Source organism: Flavobacterium longum (assembly GCF_965137575.1).
Classification (GTDB): domain Bacteria; phylum Bacteroidota; class Bacteroidia; order Flavobacteriales; family Flavobacteriaceae; genus Flavobacterium; species Flavobacterium longum.
On the sequence record NZ_CBCRZJ010000006.1, the window covers coordinates 21,345 to 37,102 of the forward strand.

General features: G+C 47.9%; 16 protein-coding genes. 6 read left to right on the forward strand and 10 right to left on the reverse strand.

Annotated elements, in window-relative coordinates; all coding sequences use genetic code 11:
• Nucleotide 1: 1 nt before the first annotated feature.
• The gene (gene ligD / locus ACM9J1_RS11170; protein ID WP_415582132.1) at nt 2-2,578 is read left to right on the forward strand and encodes a DNA ligase D; all 2,577 of its coding nucleotides are present in this window, start codon (nt 2-4) and stop codon (nt 2,576-2,578) included.
• Nucleotides 2,578-2,850, forward strand: coding sequence for a SemiSWEET family sugar transporter (locus tag ACM9J1_RS11175; protein WP_415582133.1), 273 nt, complete (start codon nt 2,578-2,580; stop codon nt 2,848-2,850). The genes ligD and ACM9J1_RS11175 overlap by 1 nt, the downstream gene beginning before the upstream one ends.
• 31 nt (nt 2,851-2,881) lie before the next feature.
• On the opposite strand, the gene ACM9J1_RS11180 is transcribed toward ACM9J1_RS11175, so the two are convergent.
• From ACM9J1_RS11180 to ACM9J1_RS11195, 4 genes are all read right to left on the reverse strand, one after another.
• Nucleotides 2,882-3,190, reverse strand: coding sequence for a hypothetical protein (locus ACM9J1_RS11180; RefSeq protein ID WP_415582134.1), 309 nt, complete (start codon nt 3,188-3,190; stop codon nt 2,882-2,884).
• Nucleotides 3,191-3,207: 17 nt separating this feature from the next.
• On the reverse strand, nt 3,208-3,714 hold the full coding sequence (locus ACM9J1_RS11185; protein WP_415582135.1) for a pyridoxamine 5'-phosphate oxidase family protein: 507 nt from the start codon (nt 3,712-3,714) through the stop codon (nt 3,208-3,210).
• 11 nt (nt 3,715-3,725) lie between these two features.
• Nucleotides 3,726-4,094 (reverse strand): SpoIIAA family protein, encoded by a 369-nt coding sequence (locus tag ACM9J1_RS11190; protein WP_415582136.1) that lies wholly within the window; start codon nt 4,092-4,094, stop codon nt 3,726-3,728.
• Between the two features lie 157 nt (nt 4,095-4,251).
• On the reverse strand, nt 4,252-5,109 hold the full coding sequence (locus tag ACM9J1_RS11195) for a leucine-rich repeat domain-containing protein (protein ID WP_415582137.1): 858 nt from the start codon (nt 5,107-5,109) through the stop codon (nt 4,252-4,254).
• A gap of 227 nt (nt 5,110-5,336) precedes the next feature.
• On the opposite strand from ACM9J1_RS11195, the gene ACM9J1_RS11200 reads away from it, so the two are divergent.
• Nucleotides 5,337-5,819: a DUF1761 domain-containing protein gene (locus ACM9J1_RS11200; RefSeq protein ID WP_415582138.1), complete on the forward strand. Its 483-nt coding sequence runs from the start codon at nt 5,337-5,339 to the stop codon at nt 5,817-5,819.
• An 87-nt stretch (nt 5,820-5,906) separates the two neighbouring features.
• Nucleotides 5,907-7,094, forward strand: a complete 1,188-nt coding sequence (locus tag ACM9J1_RS11205) for an 8-amino-7-oxononanoate synthase (RefSeq protein WP_415582139.1) — start codon at nt 5,907-5,909, stop codon at nt 7,092-7,094.
• Here the strand turns inward: ACM9J1_RS11205 and ACM9J1_RS11210 are convergent.
• Nucleotides 7,048-7,923 (reverse strand): diacylglycerol/lipid kinase family protein, encoded by an 876-nt coding sequence (locus ACM9J1_RS11210; protein WP_415582140.1) that lies wholly within the window; start codon nt 7,921-7,923, stop codon nt 7,048-7,050. The two genes, ACM9J1_RS11205 and ACM9J1_RS11210, sit on opposite strands and share 47 nt — an antisense overlap.
• A gap of 66 nt (nt 7,924-7,989) precedes the next feature.
• Here ACM9J1_RS11210 and ACM9J1_RS11215 point away from each other — a divergent pair, with 66 nt between their 5' ends.
• Nucleotides 7,990-8,961, forward strand: coding sequence for an App1 family protein (locus tag ACM9J1_RS11215; protein ID WP_415582141.1), 972 nt, complete (start codon nt 7,990-7,992; stop codon nt 8,959-8,961).
• A 116-nt stretch (nt 8,962-9,077) separates the two neighbouring features.
• Here ACM9J1_RS11215 and abc-f read toward each other — a convergent pair whose 3' ends face one another.
• Nucleotides 9,078-10,982, reverse strand: coding sequence for a ribosomal protection-like ABC-F family protein (gene abc-f / locus ACM9J1_RS11220; RefSeq protein WP_415582142.1), 1,905 nt, complete (start codon nt 10,980-10,982; stop codon nt 9,078-9,080).
• A gap of 72 nt (nt 10,983-11,054) precedes the next feature.
• Here abc-f and ACM9J1_RS11225 point away from each other — a divergent pair, with 72 nt between their 5' ends.
• Complete coding sequence (locus ACM9J1_RS11225; protein WP_415582143.1) at nt 11,055-11,447, forward strand: DUF983 domain-containing protein; 393 nt, start codon at nt 11,055-11,057, stop codon at nt 11,445-11,447.
• Here ACM9J1_RS11225 and ACM9J1_RS11230 read toward each other — a convergent pair.
• From ACM9J1_RS11230 to porL, 4 genes are all read right to left on the reverse strand, one after another.
• On the reverse strand, nt 11,404-12,465 hold the full coding sequence (locus tag ACM9J1_RS11230; protein WP_415582144.1) for an NAD(P)/FAD-dependent oxidoreductase: 1,062 nt from the start codon (nt 12,463-12,465) through the stop codon (nt 11,404-11,406). The genes ACM9J1_RS11225 and ACM9J1_RS11230 overlap by 44 nt on opposite strands.
• A gap of 61 nt (nt 12,466-12,526) precedes the next feature.
• A complete protein-coding gene (gene porN, locus ACM9J1_RS11235; RefSeq protein ID WP_415582145.1) occupies nt 12,527-13,441 on the reverse strand; it encodes a type IX secretion system ring subunit PorN/GldN in 915 nt (304 codons plus the stop codon).
• Between the two features lie 46 nt (nt 13,442-13,487).
• Nucleotides 13,488-15,047, reverse strand: coding sequence for a type IX secretion system motor protein PorM/GldM (gene porM, locus ACM9J1_RS11240; RefSeq protein ID WP_415582146.1), 1,560 nt, complete (start codon nt 15,045-15,047; stop codon nt 13,488-13,490).
• A gap of 40 nt (nt 15,048-15,087) precedes the next feature.
• Nucleotides 15,088-15,720: a type IX secretion system motor protein PorL/GldL gene (gene porL, locus ACM9J1_RS11245; RefSeq protein WP_415582147.1), complete on the reverse strand. Its 633-nt coding sequence runs from the start codon at nt 15,718-15,720 to the stop codon at nt 15,088-15,090.
• Nucleotides 15,721-15,758 lie beyond the last annotated feature (38 nt).

Here is a 15,758-nt window from a genome sequence, read left to right on the forward strand (position 1 = left end):
TATGGGATTAGCCAAATACAACCAAAAAAGGGATTTCAAAAAAACCGACGAACCCAAAGGCGTAGTCGGGAAAGCCGCTGGCCAGTTGCGGTTCGTGGTTCAGAAACACGCCGCGTCTCACCTGCATTTTGATTTCCGGCTGGAAGTGGACGGCGTTATGGTGAGTTGGGCAGTGCCGAAAGGTCCGTCGGGCAACCCGGCCGACAGACGATTGGCGATGCAGGTGGAAGACCACCCGATTGGCTACATGGATTTCGAAGGCACAATTCCCAAGGGCGAATACGGCGGCGGAACGGTTATGGTCTGGGACATCGGGACGTACCGCGTAGAAGGCAACGACGATGCGCAAAAGGACAACGCGCTGATGAAGAAGATGGTGCGCCAGGGCAACATCAAAATCGTGTTGGATGGGCAAAAACTCAAGGGCAGCTGGCATTTGGTCGAAATGAAAAAGGATGAAGACAAACGGCAGTGGTTGCTGATGAAGACCAAAGACGAATTCGCGGGAAAGAAAGCTTTCAACCAATTGTCCGTATTGACCGGTCGCGACCTGGATGAAATTGCCAAGGGCGATCACGTGTGGCATTCCAACCGGTCCGTCAAGGAAAACCTAAAGGCACTGTCATCAACCGAAAAAAAGGGGAAAGCGACCACCAAAACCAGCGTGGCAGATGATGGTTTCGCTGGACAATTTTCCGCCGAAGACTTGGCCGACGCCACACGCCTCAGAAATTTTCCAACCCAATGGCGGCCACAACTCGCTACGCTGGCCGATGAACCATTCGACAACGACGAGTGGCTTTTTGAGACCAAATATGACGGCTACCGGGCGCTCGCGATGATCCAAGACAGCGGCGTCGAGTTGATGTCCCGAAACGGATTGTCATTCAATGGGAAATACCCGGCCATAGTGCAATCGCTTGAAAAAGTCCCGCACGACCTGATCCTCGACGGGGAAGTGGTCGTGGAAGACAGTAAAGGCAAAAGCCGGTTCCAGTGGCTGCAGCACATCGACGAAAAACCCGACCGCGGCACGCTCAAATTCTACGTTTTCGACGTGTTGTATTTCAATGGGTTCGACTTAACGCCGTTGGCGCTGTTGACCAGGAAGAAAATCCTGAAGGCCTTGCTGCCCAAACTCAAAAATGTCGTATATTCTGAACACATTTTGGGCGACGGGAAAAAAGCATTCGAAGCGGCAGAAAAAAAACACGGCGAAGGCATCATCGCCAAGAAAATCGCTTCGACGTACCGCCAGGGCAAACGCACCAAGGATTGGCTCAAGATCAAGACGGAACTGCAACAAGAAATGGTCATCGGCGGTTATACCGAACCCGGCGGCAGCCGCAAAGGCATCGGCGCATTACTCTGCGGGTTTTATAAAGATGGAAAATTGCACTACTCGGGAAAAGTGGGCAGCGGTTATACCGAAAAAATATTGGTCGACATCGAAAAGAAACTTTCGAAACTACAGACGGACACCTGCCCGTTTACCGAAAAACCGAAATTGCCCGGAAAAATACATTGGGTAGAACCCAAATTGTTGGCGCAAGTCAAATTCTCCGAATGGACCGAAACCAACAGTATGCGGCATCCGGTGTTTTTGGGATTGCGCGAAGACAAACCGGCTAAAAATATCACTATGGAAAAGCCAACCGTCGTTACAGAGAATTGGAATGACAAGCCTAAAGGCCGCGCACCAAAAAAATCCAAAGTGGAATTTTCCAACCTGGAAAAAGTGTTTTGGCCGAAAGAAAAAATCACCAAAGGCGATGTCATTGCCTATTATGACGAAATCGCAGACTATATCCTTCCCTATCTGAAAGATCGCCCACAGTCGCTGAGGCGGACACCTGACGGCATCAAATCACCAGGTTTTTTCCAGAAGAACGTGGCCGGATTGGCTCCCGACTGGGTGAAAACCTTCACGATCCATTCTGATTCCACCGATGAAGATATCGAATGGTTGCTCTGCCAGGACAAAGACACGCTACTGTATCTCGCCAACCTGGGTTGCATCGAGATTAATCCGTGGAGCAGCCGCGTGAAAACGCTTGACCATCCCGACTATGTCATCTTTGACCTCGACCCGAACCAGGCCGACATGAAGAAATTGGTCGCCACCGCGCTCAAGGTCAAGGAAATTTTGGACAAATTGAAAATCAAAGGCTACGTAAAGACATCGGGGGGAAAAGGCATCCATGTCTTCATCCCGGTCAAACCCAAATATACATACGAACAAACGCGCGATTTCTCGTTGCTGATCAGCCAAATGGTGCACCGTGAATTGCCCGACATCACGAGTCTGGAACGCATGCCCGACAAACGCATCGGAAAAGTGTATCTCGACTATCTGCAAAACGGCAAAGGAAAGACCATGGCGAGCATCTATTCCATCCGGCCACGTGAAGGCGCCGGCGTGAGCACACCGCTGGACTGGGATGAAATCAACGAACATCTCGACCCGAAAGTGTTCAACATCAAAACCGTTCCCGCGCGGTTGCAGGAGAAAGGCGATTTGTGGAAAGATTTCTTTAAAGATGCCATCGACCTGAAGAAAGTGTTGGCCAACTTATAATGGATGTCGTTTCCATCATAGGGTTCGCCGCGGCCATTTTGACTACAGCCGCGAATTTGCCGCAAGCGGTGAAAATCATCCGCACCCGATCGGTCAAGGACATTTCGTCGCTGACTTACACGCTGCTTCTCGCGGGACTTTTGTTATGGACATACTACGGCATCGAGAAAGGCGACTGGCCGCTCATTGTCTGCAACGGCATTTCCGCGCTCGTTGCCGGCACCATCCTCGCGATGAAACTCCTAATAAAAAAGCAGGAAGACCAGAACTAATCTTCCTGCTTTCATTGATTGGTTGGGTTAATTAGATTCGGTCGTCCGACGACAGCGAAATGTTCTGGTCTTCATCCAAATCGATATTGTCGTTTAGGATGTAGTCGTCCTGGCTGAAAGCATCGGCGTTACGGCTGTTCTTTCCCGAAACACGAAATTTTTCATGTTCCTGGTTGTCTATTTCCAAATGGTCTGAGTTCATTGTGGGATGGCCTTCGTTGGTAAAGGTTACGCCATGTTGTTCCATGCCGAGATATTTTGTGGTGTCGGTGTGGTCGTGCCATTCGTTCTGTTGTTCGCGTTTTTCTTCCTTGCGTACAGGTTTTCCTTGGTTTTCCATGATTTTCGGTTTTAAGGTTACAATTTGATACGGCCCTGAACGCCGCCGTCGTCGGTTTCGATGCCAATATAATTCGCTGCCCATTTCAGGAACGCGATGGCTTTTCCGTCTTTCACATCCCAATAATAGGCGTATTCCGGTTGCACCCGAATGATGCTGACATCCGGATCGTCCTTGCCATCCTCGAACCAGACTTTGGCCATTTCTACCCAATGTTCTTCGATGTGGCTTCGATCTGTGTAAATGCTGGCATGTCCGTAAACGGAAAGGTACTGGCTGCTTGAAATTTTCGAGAAGAAAAGTTGGACCTTGTCGTCCTGTTTGATTTCGAAATTCTTGTTGCTCCTGGCGTTGCTGATGAACCATAAATTGCCTTGGTCATCCACTTGGTTGCAGCTCATCGGGCGCGCCGAAAGCGGCAGTTGGTCGAGTTGCGTACAGAACATACAAATGTCGATGTCGCTGGCGAGTTCCTTCAGTTTTTGGATGGATTCCTCGCGGTGGTTGTCTTTTTGATTTTCCATGTTTGTTGTTTTTAGTCGGTGATTTCCGAAACCCAGTCGACCGCCTTGGTCATGTCGGCCTTATGATAACCCCTGAATTCACCCGGCATAACCACCGAGAACACGTCGGTAAATTTGATGACGGCCTCCGAATCGGTGACAATGGCGGCGCGGTTCCACTTGGTGATGTTCTTCAGTCCGAGGAGCGCGTCCTGCAACCAGGCGCCCATCGTAAAATCGGCTGGTGAATTGTCGAGAAATAAAAGGTAATTGAGTTTGCCTGTCTGCGCTACCAAAGTTTCTACAGCAGCGAAAACGGGCTCAAAATCATCTTTAGTCACTTCGCCCGAGGCGCGAAAGCCCACCATGGTTGGCGGCAGGTCGTGAATCTGTTGGATCATATCGATTGGATTTCAGTTTCCTAAAATTACCTCCATCCTACCGCTTACGTGTTATTTAATCCTGCGGCACATTTACATGATTCAAAGCACCAATAAAAAAAGCCTTACCGCTAATGGTAAGGCTCATTTCTCCAATTTGAATTATTTATGAAAAAAACTACTCGTCGTCTGCAGCCAAGGCTGAGTTGCTGCGTGTGTCCACCTGAAGTGTCGTGGCCACGCCTTTGTCATTGATCATCGTCATGCCCATCATATCGAGTTGGGCCAGGTTGCGCGATACAAGACCGTTGAATTTGTTGTAGGAAATATTCATTTCCTTAAGGTTTTTCAGCTTTTCAAGGCTGAATGGCACTTGGCCGACCATGTTGTTTTCAAACAGGCTCAGGTTTTCAAGTGATGCCATTTTATCTACATCGATGCTCAACTTACCTGACAACTTATTGCTGCTCAACAAGAGTACTTTCAGGTTCTTCAGGTTGTAGAACGTCGTCGGGATTTCACCTTCGATTTCATTGTTGAACAAAGACAAGGTTTGCAATGAAGCCAGGTTTCCGAGTTCGGCCGGCAATGTCCCGTTGATGCGGTTCATGTAAAGTTCGATCGATTGTAAACCAACCATATTCCCTACCGATGTCGGAATCGGGCCGCTGATTTTGTTGAAAGCCAAGTTCAGCGATTTCAGGAATTTCAGGTTGCCGATGGCGGCCGGGATGTTTCCGGAAATGTTGTTGCGGAACAGGTTCAAGGATTGCAAGCTGGTCAGGTTGCCGATTTCTTTAGGCAAGTTTCCTGTAAGGTTGTTGTTCGACAAGTCGATAGATACGACTTTATCGTTTAATACTTTTACGCCGTACCATTTTTCAACCGGGGCTTTCATGTCCCATTTGTTGATCCAGTGCGCGCCATCGGTACTGTTGTACAGTTTAACCAAGGCATTCTTTTCAGTAGGCGATACGCTGGCCATGGCTGACAAGGTCATGCCGAGCGTAAGGATTAGGGTAGTGATTTGTTTCATGGCGATTGTGTTTGGGTGTTAATCACAGGTCAAATGTAAATGGTTTTATCGACAACAAGCAAAAAAAATCGACGAAATGCATATTTTATACAATTTAATGGGTATTATTCTTACAATATTGCATTTCGTCGGTTAATAGAAATGTGGAAAACCATTTTAACAACCGTTTGATTTATACCTGTTTTCGGCTACATTTGAATATAACCTTTAAACAAACAATTATGGAAATGGGACAACTACTATTACACAGCTTGGTAGCGGCATTGGCCTCACTCGCCATCGGCTTCGTTTGGTATAACCCGAAAGTATTCGGCAGCATTTGGATGCGCGAAACCGGCATGACCGAGGAAAAAGCCCGCGAAGCAAATATGGCCGTCATGCTATTGATGACCTTATTCTACTCTTTCTTAATTGCATTTATCCTGCACATGGTGGTAATCCATCAGTTTGGCGCCATGGGCATGATTGGTGGGAAACCCGAACTTGCTAAACCGTCTTACGATGCTTTCATGGCAGATTATGGGACCGAATTCAGGACATTCAAACATGGCGCGTTGCATGGCTTCATGTCTGGGCTGTTTTTCGCGCTTCCGGTTGTGGGCACCGGCGCACTTTACGAACGCCGCAGCTGGAAATATACTTTGGTAGCCGGCGGCTACTGGGTTGTTACATGCATGGTCATGGGCGGCATCGTCTGCGCCTGGCAGTAATTCCAAAATTTAAAGAACACAAAGCCCTGTTAATGCGGGGCTTTTTCTATGGCATATTCGTACATTTGACTGCCTTACTACGTTATTTTGGGTCAAGCTCTACAATTTACGATTTCAAAAACTGTTGCCGCGCTCCCGGATTCCTGGGACGGGTTGGCTTCCGGCAACATTTTCCTTTCCACAGACTATCTCAAAGTATTGGAACATTCCAAACCTGAGAACATGACGTGTTTTTTCATCGGTATCCACGATGCAAAAGGCTTGGCGGGCATTGCAATTGCGCAGTTTCTGGATTTGGGCGACGTGACTTCCTTTGGCGAGCGCGACAGTTGCTTCCGGCGTAAAGTGCGCGATTTTGCGTTCCGGCGTTTTACGTCGCACATCCTGATCATCGGGAACAACATGCTCACCGGCCAGAATACCTTCAGGTTCGCCGATCGCATCGACATCAAAGAAGGACTCATTGCTATTGACAACGCCGCTACGCAGATTAAGCGTGACTTACATGCAAAAGGCATGAAAACGCATCTGACGATTTGGAAGGATTTTACTGAGCCGGAAACGGCGGCTTTTGCTTTTGGGTTATTCGACGATTATTACAAATTCAGCACGCAGCCCAATATGGTGTTCGACATCTGCGAAAGCTGGCACGCCGAGAACGACTATGTATCTGCGCTGAATAAAAAATACCGCGACCAGTACAAACGCGCCCGTAAGAAAAACGACGGCATCACGATGCGGAAACTGTCGTTGCAAGAAATCACATCCAATGCAGACAAGATTTACGAGCTGTATTTTACGGTGGCACGCAACGCGCCGTTCAATACCTTCTGGCTATCGCGAAACCATTTTGTAGCGTTAAAGGAATTTCTGGGCGACAAGTTTCTTTTTTACGGGTATTTCCTGGACGAAGAATTAATAGGGTTCGATACGCTGATCAAAAACGGTGAGAGCATGGACACGTATTTCCTGGGTTACAACGAAAACATCCAGCGCGACAAGATGTTATACCTCAATATGTTGTACAACATGATCGCCTACTCCATCAACAAAAAGTTCCGGAAAGTGATTTTTGCCCGAACCGCACTCGAGATCAAAAGTTCCGTTGGGGCGAAACCCGTGTATCTTTTCGGCTACATCAAACATTGCAACCGCTTGCTCAATTTCTTCATGCCAAAACTCTTTGCCTTTTTCGAGCCACAACTGCAATGGCACGAACGTCATCCGTTCAAGGACGCGGCACCGCAAGTCTCATCTGACGGTGTAAAATCTTGATGTCGAGTTTGGTTTCTTCGCCACAGTATTCGCCGTCCACCTGAAAATGTACCGGCACTTGAGTTACAATCGTCGCGGCGTCGGTTGTGATAATTTCCACTTCGCCCGTATCTACCGGGATATTGCCCATGACGATTTTGCTGAATACCGAAAAGTCGAGGTTTTTCAGCACGACGATCTCGAACAAACCGTCGTCCATTTTCCCTGACGGATTGATGGTGACGCCGGTGCCGTACTTCTGCGAATTGGCCATCACGATCATTTTGGCCTCGGTTTCCAGGGTCTGCCCGTTGGCCGAAATAGTCGCCATGAACGGGCCTTCGGACGATGTTAATGTAGACACGGCCTGTATGGCATAACCCAGTTTCCCGCGGATGGTGCCATTTTCATAGCGCTTGATCATTTCCGCATTGAGCCCGATGTCTGACAAGTGCAGGCTCTTGATGCCGTTGATGGAAATCATATCGACTTCCATGGTATGGTCATCAAAAGCGATGGCGATTTGTTCTTCAATAGTTGTCGGAAAATCCAGATCTACCGCCAGCCCGTTGGCCGAACCCGACGGAATGATGCCGATGATGACCTCTTCGGTCTCGAGGGTTTCACCGATAGACTTGATGGTGCCGTCGCCGCCGGAAACGATAACGCGACCGGGCTTGTGTTCATGATACAACGCCAGGATGGCTTTTTCGTCGTCCTCGCCGGTGGTTTCGTAGGTGATGAGTTCGATGCCGCTGGCCGTAGCGTGCGCGTTGACGGCGTCGATGATGTCGGTCTTGTCGTTTCCGCCTGCGATCGGGTTGACTACAAACAGGGTTTTCTGGTTCATTTGGCTTTTGTTTCTGAATTAAATGTAGTAAATTACAATAGAGAAAATTCTTAGCAAAAACCTAAAATGAAGCCTGTCCTGAGACTATACCGTGGTTACGCCAATGAAGAGGAATTGATCGTGATGGGCCATGTTTTCGCCCCGACAACCAAGGCCGAATACGACTTCCAAAAGAAACGCTTTCACAACGCGAAGTCCATCATCAGGATGTTCCGGATCAAAACCCAGCCGAACGCCGACGTCTTTCTTTCTTTTGACGGCGCGCGCATCCATACCAAAACGCTTCGCGACGGTTACTTCAAATTTTGTATTCCGCTCAAGAAAAAGCCTTTTTACGGCTGGATGGATTACCATGTGAGCATCATCATGTACGGCAAAGAGGAAATCGTAGCCAAGGGAAGCTTTATCAGGCCGCACGAAGGCAACTTGGGATTTATCTCGGATATCGACGACACGTTTCTGGTATCGCACACCAAAAACATCTTCCGGAAATTGTACATCTTGTTGTTCCGGAACGTCAACAGCCGGCGCGTATTTGAAGGCGTCGTGCCGCATTACCAAGCCTTGAGTACGGCCGGACGCAACAACAAAAACGAACAGAACGCCTTTTTCTACGTGTCGAGTTCGGAGTGGAATCTGTACCGTTTTATTGTGGATTTCACGGAACTGCATCAATTGCCCCGCGCCGTACTGTTGCTGAAAGACATCAAGACCAGCCTATGGGATTTCTTTGTGACCGGGCGCGGCGACCACAACCACAAGTTTGACAAGATCAAGCATATTTTGGAGTTTTACCCGCATTTGCAATACACGCTGTTGGGCGATGATTCACAGGACGACCCGTATCTGTACGAAGACATCTGCAAAATTTTCCCGGTGACGGTGAAAGCGGTTTATATCCGGCAGACCGGGCATGCCAAAAAACCGAAAGCGGTAAACGCGCTGCAGAATATGGAAGCGCTCCAGGTGCAGACGTGTTATTTCCGGGACAGCAGCGAGGCCATTGCGCATTCTAAGCGGATTGGCCTGATTGTATGACCCAGCCGCAGCCCGGATAGCAGTGGAAATCCTTTTTGCGCCGGGGTGCAAGCTGTAGATAGCAGGCTGTCCGCAAAAAGATTGGAACGGATAGCCGGAAATGTCTGCCCGGAAAATCAGCCTTCCATGGACATGGAAATTTCTTCCCATTCTTCCATCAACTTTTCCAGATCGGCTTTCTTGCGGTTGTAGGCCGTGAAGAAATTGGCGTTCTCGATGTGTTTGTCGTAATTGCTTTCGAGTTCACGGTCGTCGCGGCGGATGTCTTCCTCGAGTTGCTTGATCTGGCTTTCGACTTTGCTCAACCGGTTCTGCAACGCCTTTTGTTTTTTCTGGTCTTCGTAAGACAATTTGGGCTGTTCCTTGGGCTGCTCTTTCTTGACGATGTCTTTCTTTTCGACCTCGCGCATGTTCTGGACGTTGCGCTGTTCGAGGAAGAAATTGATGTCGCCGAGATATTCCTTGATTTTGCGGTCGCGGAATTCGTAGACGATGTTGGCCATGCCCTGCAAAAAGTCGCGGTCGTGCGACACGAGCAAAAGCGTGCCTTCGTATTTTTCGAGCGCCGCCTTGAGGACGTTTTTCGATTTGATGTCAAGGTGGTTCGTGGGTTCGTCCATGACCAAGACGTTGATGGGCTGCAACAGGAGTTTACAAAGCGCCAGGCGGTTGCGTTCGCCGCCCGAAAGGACTTTTACTTTTTTATCGACATCATCGCCACGGAACAGGAACGCGCCCAGCATGTCGCGGACTTTGGTTCTGTTTGAATCGGTAGCGGCATATTCCATGGTTTCCAGGAGCGTCATTTCGCCATCGAGATGATCGGCCTGGTTTTGTGCGAAGTAGCCTACTTGTACGTTGTGGCCGAGCTTGATGTGGCCTTCGTACGGAAATTCATTGACAATGGCCTTGACCATCGTGGATTTGCCCTGTCCGTTCTGACCGACAAATGCGATCTTGCTGCCGCGTTCCACCATAAGCGAAATGTCGTGCAAGACGATTTTATCCCCGAAGCGCTTGGTGACATGCTCGGCTTCGACAACCACTTTCCCGGGCGTTTGCGATACCGGAAACGAAATGTTCATCACGGCCGTATCTTCTTCATCGACTTCGATCCGTTCTACTTTGTCCAGCTTTTTGATGAGTGACTGCGCCATGGCGGCCTTGCTGGCTTTGTAACGGAAGCGTTCGATGAGTTTCTCGGTTTCCTCGATTTTCTTTTGCTGATTTTTCTGCGTGGCGAGTTGTTTCTCACGGATTTCCTGTCTTTGCTCCAAGTATTGCGAATACGGCTTGGCGAAGTCATACGCCTTGCCCAACGACAGTTCGATGGTGCGGTTGGTGACATTGTCCAGGAACATTTTGTCGTGCGACACGATGATGACCACGCCCGGATACGTCTTCAGGAAATTCTCCAGCCAGATGATGGATTCGATATCCAAGTGGTTCGTGGGTTCGTCAAGGAGCAAAATGTCATTGTTCTGTAGGAGCAATTTCGCCAGTTCGATACGCATGCGCCAGCCGCCCGAAAATGTCTCGGTTTTGTTCTCGAACTCTTCGCGTTTGAACCCGAGGCCGAGCAGGACTTTTTCGGTGTCGCCTACGTAGTTGTAGCCGCCGAGCAGTTCGTATCGGTGTGTGTAATCAGACAAATCTTCAATCAGTTTCGCGTAACCTTCACTTTCGTAATCTGTGCGCGACGCCAATTGCTGGTTAATTTGTTCGAGTTTCCGTTCCGCTTCCTTGATGTCGGTGAATGCCTGATACGCTTCATCGAGTACGGTGCGGCCATGCTCAAAATCGATGTCTTGCCGCAGAAAGCCGATCTTGACTTCTTTCTCGGTGGCGATGGTACCGGAATCAGGCTGGATGTCGCGGGCGAGCAACTTGAGCATCGTGGATTTCCCGGCACCGTTTTTCCCGATCAGGCCCACGCGGTCGCCGGCGCCCAAACGGAAAGTCACTTCTTCAAACAAATACGTGCCGCCAAAAGACACCGAAAGGTTGTGGATATTAAGCATAGTATGGATTTTATTCCATCCGGTGTTCGTACTTTTGCACGACAACGAGACGGCCCGAAAAAACTTTTGCAAATGTTAAAAAAAGGAACCAAACTGTATAGCATTTTAACAGGAACTTGCCCCAAGTGTCAACGTGAAAGTATGTACGTGAACCCGAATCCGTACCATATCTCGGAGAGCATGAAAATGCACGACCATTGCGGCCATTGCGGTACGAAGTATAAGATGGAACCGAACTTCTTTTTCGGGGCGATGTACGTAAGCTACGGCTTGGCGGTGTTGATCGGGATCCTGATTTTCCTTGTCGGTCATTTCGCACTTCAATTGCCGGTCAAGACAACGTTCATTGCGATTGTCGTAATCCTGATGGTGCTCATGCCTTGGGTAACCCGTTTGTCGCGAAATATCTACATCAATATGTTTATCGGGTATGACCCGAATGCGGATGGCGGCGGAAACGATTGAGGTTGACGTCATCCGGAATCGGTGCGCCGGACTCGATGTGGTCGAAAAGTAATTTGGCCATGAGCGGTGCCAGCATGACGCCACGCGTGCCGAGGCCGTTCAATAAATGGACGTTGCCGTAATCCTGATGCGTCCCGATGAGCGCTTTGCGATCTTGCACCGTAGGCCGAATCCCAGCTTCCTGTGATACGATCTCATACGGGCATGAAATCAACTTCTCTAATTTACCGACGAGTTCTTCGCGCGCCGCAACCGTTGGGGTTTCGGTCTTGTCTGTCCATTCGTAAGTGGCGCCAACCTTAAACACGCCATCACCGAGTGGCAACAGGAACACATCGGATTTGATCAAGGCATCTTCCGCCAGGTCCGGCGCTTTGATTAGAAGCAACTCGCCTTTTGTTCCGGCCAAGGGCAAATCGTTGAAAAATGGATTTTGACGGATGCCGAAGCCATCAGCGAAAACAATGTGTTTGGCCTCAATTCCTTGGTAGGAAATGTGATTCTCGGTTTTCAGCGACTCATACTTGAATGTGACATCTGCCAACATGCCATTCGACTTCAGATACTGCTGGTAAGATGAGACAAAGCCGTTGGTATCCACATAACCGGTTTGCAGCACTTCGCCAAAACCAAAGGGCGACGCCAGATGCGGGAATGTTCTTTCAATAAGTTCGGTGGAAAGAAAGGGCGCGAGTGCGGGTTTGTCGGACGCCGTGAACCAGTTGTTCTGTTCTTCCACCGACGCGAACTTTCGCAACAACGGCATGGCATGGAGAAACTGTTTCCCCAAACGGCCTTCGACGGCGTCATAGAACAATACCATCTCGTCGAGTTGTTGCTGCGCACCGGACAGTCCGCTGAATCTTTTCAGGATTACCGGATTGTAAACGCCGCCCGCCACTTTGGACGACTTCAGGGAATGATCGTCAAACACCAAAATTGACTTGTGGCGTTGCAATACGACTTCGGCGAATGCGATGCCCGCCAAGCCTGAACCAACAATTACATAGTCTAACATGCTGCAAAAATAAAAAAACTCCCGCCGTAAAGCGGGAGTTTTATATGATCGTGAAATACGCTTAGTAATTCCACATGTCTTGTTCGAAATTTCGGATTTTCTCCTTGACGCGTTCCGACTCGAGCAACTGCATTTGCGCATTGTCTTTTTCGTAGTCGGCGATTTGCCTGTCACCGTACACGTTCTCTTCCTTGTAGATCACGCCGTTAAATCGTCGCGAATTCAGCAAGTGGTCGAACGTAATCGGAGCAGCCGAGTTCTTGTCATTAAAGGCGTGCGCCTCGTGTAACACATCACGTATAGATGGGAAATAAATCCAGAACAATTCGATAACGTCTGGGTTGTCTTTTCCGATGTCACGCGCCTCAGGAGATACTGGACAAATGCCTAGCAAGCGATATTTCATTTCGCCTTGACGCTTGTCAAAATACCAGTAACCTTTAATCTTGTAACCAGAAATATCCTGAGCTGTCAAATCAGTCTTATTGATAAACTGAGGATCAAGAACTTTCCTACCAGACATATAGTCTTGATAATAGTTGTTGATTTCGTCCCTTCCTGCATCGGTGGTGTCAATGTAGGTGAAAGAAGTAGACATGTCCTTTAAGGTCTTCTTCGTATTGAAGTAGTCATCGCCATAAACCTCCGTAATCTTTCCGGTTTTGATGCCGTTCAGCAAAACGTTAAACAATGAACGACGGTCTTTACCAATGTTAGCCGTATCTATTGGATAATACAACGGAAAATTAATCCTTTCATCCAAATCGATCAACTCCCAAATGGTTTTACCCATCAAGACATCGCGGTCATGGACATAGCCATATACCAGCGGCTTATCGTTGTCAGAAATGAGTTGAGCCGGAGTTTTCTTGCCGATTTCATCCGGAGTTTTGGCATTAAGCAAGTTTGACTGTGCTTGTGTCACCAATGTTCCGGCAGCGAAAAGGAATATCGATAAATAATTTCTAAAATTCATCTTTTTTATTCTTAGTTGTAGTAGGTTAACGGCTAACTAAAACCGGTTATTGTATTTCGTACACCACAGGAGAACATTTTCCTGTAATAATCTCAGCAGCGCCGTCAATCTTGGTTTTGATATCAGAAATAATAATCTGATCTCCACGGCCAGCCCTAGCCAATGCCGCTTTACACTGAGCGTTTACGCGATCCCCATTTACAACGATGGCAGGCTGCCCCGGCACCTTAAATGTGAACTGAGTTACACGGAAATTCAGGTCATACAAGAAGTCTGGCAATTTTGCTGAAATTTGAGATACTTCCAAACGAGACTTTGCACCTTTTGTATCACCGATTACGCCGCCAATAGCACCTTGCGGACCAGGCACGTTTTTAATACGGAATACTTTTTTGTCAGAAACCTTACTCTTATCTGGCAATTCACCTGTCACACTAACTGTAACTTCTGTACCTGAACCTGGACGCATCATGTATTGACCCGGCTTACCGCCTTTAGAAAGACCAGGCGCCGAAGCGTTGACTTTATTGTCGGAAATACCGGCAAATGAAATGGTCATTGGGTTTGGAAGACCGCGGTACACCACGTTCATCTTATCGGCAGAGATATTCGCCGAGTTTGGCTTAGGAACCACAACATAGTTCCCTTTGATTGGCAAGCTTACAACCTTGCCACCTTCGTCAAAATTAAATGAACCTGTAATTTCGTGCTCACCAACAGCGCCAGCACCGAACGAGAAGTCTGCCTGTCCGGCTGAAGCTTTAACGCTCTGACCGTTAACGATAACTGATTTTGCAACCAAGTTAGGGTCAAACTTACCCAAGATAATTTTACCTTTTACGGCTTCGCCTTGGAAAAAGGCAGTTTTCTCGGGAACAACGATTGGCTGGTAAGCTGTCAAGGAAGCCGCAGCCACAAGGTCAGCTTGGAACATTCCGCTGATGATGTCGCTCTCGGTGGTTTTAACGTCAGCTTGCAATTGAGAAAGCTTGGTTACGGTAGCGATCAACGGGAAACCTTTGTAGTTGTAATCCAACCAAGGCAATGTGGTTCCAGCGCTTTTTGATTTGATAGGCGCAGTTGCAAACCTGTCTTCGATTTTCTTCATTTCAGGAGCAGCGATAGCACTACCACCTGCTTGTTTGATGTCGGTAACGAATTTTGCAATCCTATCTAAGAATTCCTGACCACCGCCAGCGCCTTTAGATGGCTTGTCTCCTTCAAACCACTTTTCATCGACTTTATCGCCTTTGTCCATCGCTTCAAATGGCAGGTTGCCATTCTCGTCTCTTTCGAGGTCTTTCGTGAATTCAGTTTTCAGGTTTTCGATGTAGTCGTTAAAATCTTTCGCGATCTTCCTGATTTTGTCAACTTTGGCTTTCTTGTCACCATACTGCAAAGGCTGATCCTGTGCTTTCTGGGCCAATTGCTCAAAAGAAGACTGGTTACGTTGATCGGTGATTTTGTTCGACTCGATAATTTTATTGTTCAAGATACCAAAAGCGGACAATACCTCTTTTGACATGTTCAAGGCCAACATGGCGATGAAAACCAGGTACATCAGGTTAATCATCTTCTGCCTAGGGGTTAATTTTCCTCCTGCCATTTTTTCTTAGTTTGTTTCGTTAGTAAAAATGTCGTGAAAATTAACCTCTATTGCCCATAGCTGACAACATACCGCCGTAAACATTGTTCAATGAAGACAAGTTAGACGTCAGCGATTGCATTTGATCTTTAAGTTTCAAGTTGTTTTCAGCAACCTCATTGTTGATTTGTGCATTCCTAGAAGCACTCTCCAACTGGATTTTGTACAAGCTATTCAATGACTCCAACTGCGCAGCAGCCATATTCATTTCTTCGCTGTATTTTTTAGTAGAAGCAATAGCGTCAACTGTAGGTGAAATGCCTTTGGCAGCACCTTCAAAGTTGCGGATGCTGGTGCCCAAACTGGCCATCAGATCTGCATCGATTTTAGCTTCTTTCAAGAGGTTGTCTAATTTTTGAGAAAGCAAACCTTCGGCATCTTTTGGAGATTCTTTGGCTTCTTTTTTCTTTGCTTCGCCGCCTGCCAATTCTGGATAAACCAATGTCCAATCCAACTCTGCGTCAACTGGATCAAAAGCAGAAAGTCCGAAGATCAAGGCCTCAGTACCGAGTCCGACGATAAGCATCACGCTCGCGCCCGGCCAGTGCATCAGCTTAAAAAGCGCTCCAACGATTACAACCGCCGCTCCCATACCGTAAGCGAAATTCATAGTTTTTTTGCTCAAAAGTGCCATAATAAATAATTTTTAGGTAGTTAAGTTAAATATTAAGT